Genomic DNA, 12,130 nt, shown 5'->3' on the forward strand with positions numbered 1-12,130 from the left:
TTATCTTTAGTTGAGTTTGAATATATCGGTCGCTCCTATTCATAGTTTGCGATCGATTATTCAGCAAGCCCTATTTAAAACCGTCTTTTCGGGGAGGATTTTCTGTTGCCGATCGCCTAAATTAAAAAAAATATTCCCACCTGCGGGCTTTAAAAAAGTGTTAACCGCTCTCCTGATTATTTTCATAGGCTTAGCTCCCTCACTGCTGTCTTTGTGGGTGATGCGCTCTGCCGAGAGCCAAGCCCGCGACAGAATTGCAGCAGCCAGGCTTGCGGTAGCGAATAGACCCATGCGAACTCAACTACCAACTGCCGATCGCACTTACATACAAAGCCTCGGTTATTTGATCGGCGATATCACTTGTGAGTATAACGCCCGCTCTAATTACATTCGCTGCGCTGTCAATCCTTCTGGGCCCTGTCAAGATTGTCGGTACTACCAAGCCAGAACTCTTGACGCTCGCGGTGAAAAGATATAGCTTATATTGGTGCTTGTATCTATGCCTATTTGCGGATGAAATAATCAATGATTTAAGATGTACTTACGTATAAGGGTTATTGTTGAAGCTTGTTTTGGACAACCCACGGCCAAACTCAGCAATTAAAACCTAATCGAGCATTATTGCTTGGTTACACTTGCCATAACAGGGGAATTGCGTTCGGTGTTTTTCTAGTTGAGGACTTACGATCAGAAACGAAGTTTAGATGATAAATTTCGGTTGGGCGGCGAGAAATCTATGAATAAATTGGGTTTCTAGTCTCCTGGGCGTAACTCTTGCAGTTAAGAAAACTAGCCAAAAAAAATCGTAATTAGCTGAGGAGCCAATCTCCAAATCAGTTTCTCCAAAACATCATGAAAAATTCTGCACGAACGATTCTCCCGAGGATTTAGTTTAAACAGAAATCCACTCGAAGACTCTAAGTTGACAGTTTGAGAAGTTAGTTGTGGGCGGCACTAATCTGTTTTTGCGATCGTAGCGAAACAGTCTCAAACCTAGATTGCTATCTCCAGACTCCAAGTCATGAATTTTTAAGATGCTTCGTCGATACAGGGTATGCCGATTTCAATTGGATCTCATATGTTGCACCATTCTCAAGAATCGGCTTTCCGGCCTGTTCCACAACAAGTGAATTTTCTTATGGCTGGGCAGGAGAACTCCCCCATAGAAGGGTTATTGAGAATGGTACAAGATCTCAGTTGAATAACACTTCGGGCACGCCCACCATAATTATGTCACGGCTATAACTCCCTAATTAATGTCTGGTTGCTATTGTGAACAGGGCTTGCACACCAAAACCAAAGAAACCGAGTTGTTTACCGAGAGCGAGGGCTGCAAAGAAGTCTTTTCGTCCCTCAAACCAGGTTTATACGTCTCGAAATAGTGAATTTTCTCTGCAAATAAAGTGAGTGCATTAGACGATCTACAGAAAGCCTCATAAAGTAAATTTTTGAGAACTGCTGTTATTATTTACTGCACCATGTAAGAGATTTGCGTGTAACAGATACACTCGCTAACACCAAAGAAAGTCGAAGGCAAAATATCACCAGATAGATTATTGGGATTTAAACTCCAAATCCTCAGTGCTTCTGTCGGCGCTTTTTGCTATGCTATCAGCTATCAAGGTAGTACAGCTTTGTGCTGAGAAAAATTCGCTTTTTGCTCTTGATCCAAGTCAAGCAGCAGACCCTCTTACTCGCCAATTAAAACTTTTCAATAGGTGATAACGATCATCTATAAATGGGTACATCATCTACAATCCTTGAGCCAATTTGACCATGCAAAGCATCTGCAACAAACCAATTTTTATCACCCCACAAATATGTGACTCCACCGCAAGGATTGCGAGCGGAAACTCCCGAACTACAGCTACTTATTATCAGAAAAAACAAATAAAATCAGTAAAAACAGAGGAGTGTTTCCTATCCCAGAAACTCCGTGGCGACAGGGGAATTAGGCATCCCCACAGAGAAATTTTACGAGCAACCGCGTCGGTGGGCGCCCGGACTGTAAAAAATGTACTGTTCATCGATGCCAGAGTAGAGCAATACGACAGCTTAGCAAAAGGAGCAACAGCCGGGACAGAGGTATTTGTAGTGGACTCGACGCGGGATGGAGTCGAGCAAATTACTAAAATTTTGGCTAATTACAGCGATTTAGATAGCCTTCAGATAGTTTCTCACGGTCGAGAAGCGGGGGTGCAAATTGGAGCGATCGAACTCTGCAACGACAACTTAGAAACCTACAGCCATTTGTTGCAGCAGTGGGGAAAAGCCCTCAGCGAGAGAGGAGATATCTTGTTATTTGGGTGCAGCGTCGCAGCGGGGAAAAGCGGCAAAGGCTTCGTGCGACGGCTGAACGAAATTACTGGTGCAGATATTGCAGCGAACGACGGCTTGACGGGGAGTGCGGCACTCGGCGGCGATTGGGAATTAAAATTTGCGATCGGGGAAATAAGGGCGAGTATCGCTATTGAAAAAGAAGTGCTCGAAGCCTACACTTACACACTCGGCACATTAGTTAACGAAACTTTCAAAAACTCCACAGTTAGGGGGCCTTGGATTTACGGGGGAAACAACGGGGCACTGTTCAATCCCAGCAGCGGGGTTCCAGCAGCCGCTCAACTTATCCCCGGCATTACCGGAGGCACAGTATCCGGCGTACTTCCGGCTTTGGGGGGTTCAAGTCCCGGCGAAGGCGCTCTGCGATTAACTCCAGCAGCAGTTAACAGGGAAGCCTTTGTCATCTACAACAACCCCATTCCTTCCACCGACGGTCTCAGAGTCCAGTTTGATTTTTATTCTTACGGTTCAACCCAGCAATATATTGCTCAGGGCCCCTCTATTAGCCCTCAGCCAGGGGATGGCCTGGGTTTCTTCTTGATTGACGGCACTGCCAGCCCAACAAGGACTGGGGGTTATGGCGGTTCTCTGGCCTACGCTCCACGAACGGGTGTACCCGGTATTAAAGGAGGTTATTTAGGCATTGGACTTGACGAGTTTGGCAATTTTTCAACATCCACAGAAGGGCGCTCAGGCCCGGAGCCGCCTCCGATTCCCGGCTCCTCTATTGGTTCTTTCAGACCTGATTCAGTAACGCTTAGAGGTAAGGAAGCAGACGATTATCCGCTTTTAACAAATGCGATCGTTCCCTTCGGCATCGATAACATTCCTACGAGCATTGACTTTAGTGGCCCTGAACCAGGCAGAAGTTTTAACTTCAGCAATACGTTCACGAGCGATCGCAATTTAGCCAAAAGATCCGTTCAAATTACGCTGAATCCATCTAACGCTCCGGTGGAACCCTCTCGCCTCACCGTAGCCTTCGATGAAAATTTCGACGACATCTACGAAACTACATTGATCGACATCCCCAACTTGGCCACCGAAAACGGCGCAGTACCGCCAATTTTCAAATTTGGTTTTGGCAGTTCCACAGGAGGCGCCAACAACATTCACCAACTTCAAAACCTGGTAGTTGAAACTATCAATCTTCCCAGCATCGCCGCTGAGGTTGCCACTATCAAGACCGGCCCGCAGTTCGTCAAGTCCGAAGGCAGCATTACCTACACAATTACTACTGTAAATAAGGGGCCAGCGCCTGCTACGAATGTCCTGATTCAAGACGAAATACCTTTAGAACTGCTGCTTCCGGGCGGATTGCCGCCGGTTCTCAGTGCCTCCAACAACGGCACTTACGTCAACCAAACGAAGTCTGTCACCTGGCCGTTAATTCCCGTTCTCAATGCCGGCGAGACTCTCACTTACACCCTGACAATTAATCTGCCGCCCGGTTTAACCAGCGGTAGCAGTTTTGCCAACGTTGCATTCAGCAGTAGCTCGACTTTCGACCCCGACCTCAGCAACAACAGCGGTTTACTCCCGCCAGGGCAAATCGAGGCGCCTGGTGTAGTCTCTACCACAGTTGTTGATACACTCGCGGATTTAGTAACTACCAAAAGTGGCCCTGTGACTACCTCGGCCGGGTCAAGCGTCGCCTACACGCTGACCACGACTAATACCGGGCCAGACCCTGCTGCCAACGTGACCATCACTGACAGCATTATTCCGGGTTTAACAGGAGTCAGCGTATCGGACGGCGGCACTTACGACCCAGTTTCGGGCATTGTCACCTTCCCAGCACTGACAGCGCTGGCAAATTCGGCTACTGCGACCCGCACCATCAGTTTCATTGCCCCAGCCACCCGTACCGCCATCAGCAACACGGCCCGGAGCAGCACGGCGACTTTCGACCCGATCGTCACTAACAACAACGGCTCGACAACCAACAAAGACGGCACCCCCACTAACTCTACGGTGACGACAAGTATTGCGCCCAACGCGGATCTTGTTACCACGAAAACCGGCTCTACGAGTGCTAGTGCCGATAGCTCGGTCAGCTATACGATCGCCACAGTCAACTTAGGCCCGAGTCCTGCAGAAGCTGTAACCATCACTGACAGCATAGTTCCCGGGTTAACTGGAGTCACAACATCTAACGGCGGCGTTTACGATCCAGTGACAGGCATTGTCACCTTCGAGCCCGTGGCAATTGCCAACGCGGAAACAGTCAGCCGGACGATCGGCTTCACAGTACCGCCCACCCTAACTTCCATCAGCAACACGGCAAGAAGTACCTCCATCACTCCCGACTCCACTCCGGCTAACAACAACGGTACAAACCCCAACGCCACCGTCATTACCTCGATCGATGCTGTGGCCGATGTTGTCACCCAAAAAACGGCTCCGGCCAGTATCAACGCGGGCGACACGCTCCTTTATACAATTACTACTACGAACAACGGGCCGAGTCCTGCGACCAACGTAGTCATCACCGACAGCCTGATTCCCGGCTTAACAGGAGTCACCGTGTCCGATGGCGGAACCTACAATCCTGCCACAGGGGCGATCGATTTCCCAGCGATCGCGACTTTAGCTAGCGGCACCAACCAGAGTCGCACCATCAGCTTTGTACCGCCGCCTACCCTGACGAGCATCACCAATATTGTATTAAGTCGATCGGACACTCCAGACCCCGACTTAACAAACAACAACGGCTCGACAGTCGCAGTGCCCGGTCAGGCAGGGGGTCGAGTCATTACCTCGATCGATTCTGTGGCCGATGTTGTCACCCAAAAAACCGCTCCTGCCAACATCAACGCAGGCGACACGCTCCTTTATACAATTACTACTACCAACAACGGGCCGAGTCCCGCGACCAACGTAGTCATCACCGACAGCCTGATTCCCGGCTTAACTAATGTCACCGTGTCCGATGGCGGAACCTATAATCCAGCCATAGGGACGATCAATTTCCCAGCGATCGCGACTTTAGCTAGCGGCACCAACCAGAGTCGCACCATCAGCTTTGTACCGCCGCCTACCCTGACGAGCATCACCAATATTGTATTAAGCCGATCGGACACTCCAGACCCCGACTTAACAAACAACAACGGCTCTACAGTCGCTGTGCCCGGTCAGGCGGGGGGTCGAGTCATTACCTCGATCGATGCAGCCCGTGCCGACCTGGTTACGTCCCAGAGCGGTCTCACATCTGCTCCTGCTGGTAGTTCCGTGACTTATACTATAACTACTACGAACAATGGGCCGAATGCTGCTGAAAACGTAGTGATTACACACAGCATCATTCCCGGTTTAACGGGAGTCAGCGCATCCGATAACGGCACTTACGACCCAGTGACAGGGATTGTCACCTTCCCAACAATTCCCAGTTTGACTAGCGGCAGCAACATCAACCGCGAAGTAACAGTAGTCGTTCCAGCGACAGGCGCCATTAGCAATACTTCCGGGAGTCGATCGACCACTTTTGACCCCCAACCCAGCAATAACAACGGTTCCGAGTCCAGAGCGACTGTCACCACCGCCATCAGCGCGCAGCCCACACCCAACCAACCTCCATCAGCCTACAGCAGCAACGCTGCGCTAGCGCCCAACAGCGTTGTCCAAATTAGCGGGCTTGGAGGCAGAGACTCAGACGGCACAGTGGTTACATTCACCATCAGCACCCTGCCGCCGGCAAATCAAGGCGTCCTGTTCTTGGGCGACCCCGCAACGGGGGGAGTCGCCGTCACGGCAGGTCAAACCCTGACAGCCGAGCAAAGGACGCAGTTATTCTTCCAGTCGGCCGGCAATTTCACAGGAGCTAATTTTACCTACAGCAGCAAGGACAATCTCGGTGGGAGCAGTCCTGCCGCTACAGTTTCTTTGCTGTCGCTAGCGTTCAACTACCCGCCGGTACCCACAAACTTCAGCAAGACCCTGGCACCAAACAGCACCGTCAACCTCACAGGGCTGACGGCCAAAGACCCCGACGACTCGATCGAATTCTTCACTATCAACACCCTGCCGGCGGCAAATCAAGGGGTCCTGTTCTTGGGCGACCCCAGCCAGGGAATCCAGGTCACGGCAGGCCAAAGACTGAGCACAACTCAAATCAGCCAGCTATTCTTCCAAGCAACCAGCGAATTCGCAGCCACCAACTTTACCTACAGCGCCACAGACCGCCGCGGCGCCCTTAGTCCCGCCCCGGCTACAGCCTCCCTGCTAGCACTATTACCTCCCACCGACGAGCCACCCGTCGCGAACAACTCCAGCGTCGCTTTGTTGGTGGAAACAACCGTTAACATCCCCGGACTCGGAGGAACCGACCCAGACGGGACGGTGGTTTCTTTTACCGTAAACACAATCCCACCAGCCAATGAAGGCACGCTGTTCTTGGGCGACCCCAGCCAGGGAGTGCAGGTCACGGCAGGTCAAACCCTTACAGCCGAGCAAATTACCCAGTTGTTCTTCCAGGCGTCCGGCAATTTCATAGGGGCAAACTTCACCTACAGCGCTACAGACAACCTCGGCGCCACCAGTGCGGCAGTGGCCACTGTCTCTCTCATTCCCCTTAAGGAATCGATACCGACGCCGACACCCGCGCCGATACCGACACCCGCGCCGATACCGACACCCGCGCCGATACCAATACCAGCCCCGACGCCCATAACAACACCCGCGCCGGAACCAATACCCGCGCCGGAACCAACACCAGCCTCGATACCGACGCCGACACCAACACCAGCCCCGACGCCCATAACAACACCCGCGCCGATATCAACACCCGCACCGATACCGACGCCGACACCCGCGCCGGAACCAACACCTGCGCCGGAACCAACACCTGCCCCGACGCCCATAGCAACACCAGCCCCGACGCCCATAACAACACCCGCGCCGGAACCAACACCAACACCAATACCAACACCAGCCCCGACGCCCATAACAACACCCGCGCCCATACAAACACCCGCGCCGATACCAACACCGGAACCAACACCCGCGCCGGAACCAACACCAACACCAACACCAGCCCCGACGGCGATACCAACACCAACTCCCGCGCCCGAAGCAACACCAACACCAGCCCCGATATTGAACCCAGTCCCCGAGCCCGATACCAGTTGCGGTTGCCAACCACTGCCCTTAGTACCCAACTTCACATTTATCCCACCCCAGCCTTCACAAATACTTAACTTCGACTCTAACGCCGCACAACTCATCGACATCCAAAACACGATCATCGGCACTGGGACAAACGATTCCTTAACAGGAAACCAAGCCAACGAACTGTTTGTCTCCTTTGAGGGCGACGACACAGTATTAGGTGAAGGTGGCAGCGATATCATCTTCTCCAACCAACAGCGAGACTTCATCGCAGCAGGTAGGGGCAACGACATCGTTTACGCCGGCAAAGACAACGATGTAGTGTTCTCGGGGAAAGACAACGATCGCATTTTTGGCGATCGCAATTCCGACACATTGTACGGCGATCGCGGTGCCGACACCATAGTCGGCGACAACGGCAACAATATCGACCTGACTGGTAACAGTGGCGACCTGATTTTCGGGGGTGCTTCCGAGGATTTAATTGGTGGCAATCAAGGCAACGACACGGTTTACGCTGGTAAAGGCGCAGATATTGCCTATGGTGGCAAAGAAAACGACCTGATTTGGAGCGACAAGGGTTCGGATACTCTCTACGGAGACAGCGGAGACGACTCTCTGTTCGGCGGCGTCCGAAACTCCCTCGATAACGACCCAGACGGTCGAGATTTGCTCTACGGAGGCAACGGCAACGACTTACTCAACGGCCAACAAGGCGACGATACTTTACTCGGCGGTAACGGCCGCGATTTGGTGTTTGGAGGCAAAGGGGGCGATCGCCTTTTCGGCGAAACCGAGTCGGATACTCTTTACGGCAATCAAGGTTCTGACACCATTCTCGGCGACTACGGCACTCCTGTCAGCAGCACAATTGCTACGGATGAAAGCGACTTAATTTTCGGCAACGACACCGGCGATATCATCGGCGGCGGCAGCGGTAACGACAGCATTTTTGCCGGCAAAGGTAATGACTTAGTTTACGGTGGCAAAGATAACGACTTAATTTGGGGCGAACTCGGTTCCGACACGATTATCGGCGATGAGGGAGACGATTCGCTTTACGGTGGCTTGCAAAACCAGTTAGTCAGCGATGTTAACGGCCGCGATTTGCTGTTTGGGGGCCAGGGTAACGACTATCTCAACGGCGGTGAGAGTTCTGATTCTCTCGACGGCGGCTTTGGTAACGATACTCTCCACGGCGGTAAGGATGACGATTTGGTACACGGAGATGCCGGCAACGACTTGATTTACGGCGATGGTGGCAGCGATATTTTGTGCGGCGATGATGGCAACGATACCATTTTTGGCGATCGCGGGGAAAACGAGCAAGGCGCCGTCGGTGCCAACGGGCAGCAAGACTGCATCAACGGTGGCAGCGGTGACGACCTTTTATACGGCAATGAAGGTCAAGATACCCTCAACGGCGGTGACGGTAACGACACTCTCTACGGAGGGAAAGATAATGATATTCTCAATGGGGGTGTTGGGGATGACTGGCTGTTTGGCGATGGCGGAGATGATACTTTGATTGGGGGTATGGGGAATGATCACTTTGTGTTAAGCGCTAATAGCGGTATGGATACTGTGCTCAATTTTTCCGTAGGAACTGATAAGTTTGTCCTGGCTGGTGGCTTGAGTTTTGAGGCTTTGCAAATTAACTCTACGGCGAATGCCACACTGCTACAAGTTGCGGCGACTGGCGAGGTTTTGGCTCAGGTTTTTGGAGCTGATAATTCTCTGAATGCTGTGGATTTTATGAGTCTTTCTCGTTAAGACCCAAGTGCAATAAACAGCGTGTAAGGTTCCCTTTACACGGAACTTACCCCCTGCGGGGTAGTTCCGTTAAACTCGATCCCATACGAGCTATAGGTTTAGACGGTTCGCTGGACTCGCCTGCGTAGCCATGTAATTTAAGATTTTCTTAAGATTGTTTGGTGGCAAAGCCTGGGAGAATTGTAGTCATGCACATCGAAAGAGTCCCCAACCGCAATTCCCCACCCGCTGTCCTCTTACGTCAGTCTTACCGAGAGGATGGCAAAGTACGCAAGCGCACCCTAGCTAACCTCTCTAAACTGCCGGATGAGGCTATCGAAGGACTGCGAGTTTTGCTTAAAGGTGGCACCGCTATTTCTAGCTTAGAATCCGCCTTTGAGATCCAACGTTCCCTACCTCACGGTCATGTCGCTGCCGTGTTAGGAACACTCAAAAATATTGGACTAGAATCACTAATTAGCGATCGAGCAAGTCGCCAAGGAGATCTAGTAACCGCGATGATAGTGGCGCGAATTATCGACCCCGCCTCAAAATTAGCTACCGCACGCGGACTATCGACAGATACCTGTAACAGCACGCTTTGTGAAATCTTAAAAGTTCAAGATGCTGATGCTGACGAGCTTTATGAAGCAATGGATTGGTTAGACCAACGACAAGCAGAAATCGAACAAAAAATAGCGGCCAAACATCTGTGTGAAGGTAGCTTAATTCTCTACGATGTCACCTCGACTTATTTTGAAGGAACCACCTGTCCCCTGGCTCAATACGGCTATTCGCGGGACAAAAAGAGAGGGAAATTACAAATCATTTTTGGCTTACTTTGTAACGCCGCTGGATGCCCGATAGCTGTCGAAGTATTTGAAGGAAACGTCAACGATGCTAAAACCTTAAGTCCTGTACTGGAAAAAGTCCGCCATCGGTTTGGGATACAACGGTTAGTGTTAGTGGGCGATCGGGGTGTCCTTACTTCTGCGCGTATTGATGAAGAATTAAAGGGGGTAGAAGGTTTAGACTGGATTACAGCATTAAGAGCGCCACAAATTCGGGAGCTAGTGGAACAAGAGGCGATACAACTGTCGTTGTTTGACCACAAGGATTTAGCTGCCATTCAATCCCCGGGTTATCCAGGAGAGAGGTTAATCGCCTGTCGCAATCCTTTTTTAGCTCAAGAAAGAGCCGCTACTAGGGAAGCACTGCTACAAGCAACAGAGAAAGAATTAGACAAAATCGTTGCTGCGACAACTCGCTCTAATCGTCGGTTGGTGGGGGCAGAAAAAATTGGGGTGAGAGTGGGGAAAATTATCAATCGCTACTCTGTAGCCAAGCATTTTAATCTGGAGATTACCGACAATAGTTTCAGCTACGAACGAAACAGTGAGAAAATTGCAGCGGAAGCGAATTTAGATGGAATGTACGTGATTCGTACTTCGGTTTCAGAGTTGATATTAGATGACCCCTCAACGGTGAAGGCATATAAGAGTTTGTCTCAAGTAGAACAGGCATTTCGCTGTTATAAAACTATTGATTTGAAGGTGCGCCCGATTTATCATCGTTTGGCGCATCGGGTGCGAGCGCACGTGTTTTTATGCTTGTTGGCTTATTACGTGGAATGGCATATGCGCGAGAGATTAGCGCCGCTGCTATTTGAGGAGGAAGAGTCGTTAGAGCCTCTGGAATCTCCTTCAGTCGTTGTCCCGAATAAATCCCAGACCCCGGCTAGGCGGAAAGCTTCAACAAAACGTAATTCTGAGTGTTTTCCAGTTCAAAGTTTTCGGACATTGCTGACTAATTTGGCGACGATTACTAAAAACCGGGTGCAGCCTAAATTGGGGGGTGTTTCAGTTAGCTTTGACAAACTGACGATACCGAGTTCTTTACAGCAGAAAGCCTTCGATTTGCTAGAGGTTTCACTGACCTTGTAGTCATGTAGCTGGCCCGGGCTCAAGTCCGAGCGCCCCACTGATGGGGGTTTGAAATGCAACTTTCAAAGGGTGCGGGGTAAGTTCCGTTTACACAAGACCTTACCGCTGTTTATTCAAAAATTCTAATCCTAAAAAAATAGCTGCGATGCTTCCTGCTACACAAATTTCTCGGTTTTTTATTTTCACCCAAATTTCAGCAAGGGGGACTAAAACTACTTCAATATCTTCTGTAATATCTAATTGTATTTTGATTGTCTGCTTGACATTTTTAGCAACGTATAGGTAGATAGAATTGGTGTCTTTTACAGGGTTATCATATAAGGTTGCTAGTTCCAAAATGTGTTCAGCAACATATCCCGTTTCTTCGGCAAGTTCTCTGGCTGCTGCCGATTTCCCGCTCTCTTCAGCAGGGTTGAAAGATCCAGCAGGCAGTTCCAGCAAAATTTCGCCTACTCCGTGCCTGTATTGGCGCACTAATACCAGTTCTTGCTGCTCTGTCGTGGCAAATACGAGGGCGATATTGGGTCGGACATTAACAAAAAAGTCGTCTATAATTTGTCCGCTTGGCAATTCTATTTCATCTTGTCTAACCTGACACCACTTATTGTTAAGAACGAAGCGCGATCGCAATAATTTCCATTTAGTTAAATTTTTCATATCGCAATAATGTTAAACTTTCAGCGTCATCCGAAGGCAAAATTTTCCCATCCATAATCTATTTCAAATCAAAAATTTTACCTAGCCGCCATGCCATACAAAAAATTACTCACCAGATTTGGGGAAGACTTACAAAAATTGACTGTTAATTCTCTACCAGCGGGATTGTTTGCCATCAAGTCACTGAGTATGAGTGTAGCAGTCGTCGCCGCAGTTGCGACAGTGCCGGCAACACTGGAACCAGCAAATGCTTCTAGGGTGCATCTCACTTTTGCGAATGTGTCACAAAAGAGTTAAAATGAAAAAGCTAGTAAAATCGTCAAATAAAGATG

At 50.1% G+C, this 12,130-nt stretch carries 5 protein-coding genes; 4 read left to right on the top strand and 1 reads right to left on the bottom strand.

Features of this window, described 5'->3' with window-relative positions; translation table 11 throughout:
• Nucleotides 1–157: 157 nt before the first annotated feature.
• From QUA40_RS25265 to QUA40_RS25275, 3 genes are all read left to right on the top strand, one after another.
• Nucleotides 158–478: a DUF6464 family protein gene (locus QUA40_RS25265; RefSeq protein WP_333130976.1), complete on the top strand. Its 321-nt coding sequence runs from the start codon at nt 158–160 to the stop codon at nt 476–478.
• Nucleotides 479–1,776: 1,298 nt separating this feature from the next.
• The gene (locus tag QUA40_RS25270; protein WP_333130977.1) at nt 1,777–9,219 is read left to right on the top strand and encodes a DUF4347 domain-containing protein; all 7,443 of its coding nucleotides are present in this window, start codon (nt 1,777–1,779) and stop codon (nt 9,217–9,219) included.
• Between the two features lie 188 nt (nt 9,220–9,407).
• Nucleotides 9,408–11,141, top strand: coding sequence for an IS1634 family transposase (locus tag QUA40_RS25275; RefSeq protein WP_333130979.1), 1,734 nt, complete (start codon nt 9,408–9,410; stop codon nt 11,139–11,141).
• Between the two features lie 99 nt (nt 11,142–11,240).
• On the opposite strand, the gene QUA40_RS25280 is transcribed toward QUA40_RS25275, so the two are convergent.
• Nucleotides 11,241–11,798, bottom strand: a complete 558-nt coding sequence (locus tag QUA40_RS25280; protein WP_333130981.1) for an NUDIX hydrolase — start codon at nt 11,796–11,798, stop codon at nt 11,241–11,243.
• Nucleotides 11,799–11,888: 90 nt separating this feature from the next.
• On the opposite strand from QUA40_RS25280, the gene QUA40_RS25285 reads away from it, so the two are divergent.
• Complete coding sequence (locus tag QUA40_RS25285; protein WP_333130983.1) at nt 11,889–12,095, top strand: hypothetical protein; 207 nt, start codon at nt 11,889–11,891, stop codon at nt 12,093–12,095.
• The last annotated feature ends 35 nt before the right edge of the window (nt 12,096–12,130 follow it).

The sequence above is a fragment of the Microcoleus sp. Pol11C3 genome, assembly GCF_036701485.1.
GTDB lineage: Bacteria > Cyanobacteriota > Cyanobacteriia > Cyanobacteriales > Microcoleaceae > Microcoleus.

Coding starts and splice junctions, on each gene's coding strand:
- QUA40_RS25270 (WP_333130977.1), top strand. CDS start 1,777: ATGCAAAGCATCTGCAACAAACCAATTTTTATCACCCCACAAATATGT.
- QUA40_RS25275 (WP_333130979.1), top strand. CDS start 9,408: ATGCACATCGAAAGAGTCCCCAACCGCAATTCCCCACCCGCTGTCCTC.
- QUA40_RS25280 (WP_333130981.1), bottom strand. CDS start 11,798: ATGAAAAATTTAACTAAATGGAAATTATTGCGATCGCGCTTCGTTCTT.
- QUA40_RS25285 (WP_333130983.1), top strand. CDS start 11,889: ATGCCATACAAAAAATTACTCACCAGATTTGGGGAAGACTTACAAAAA.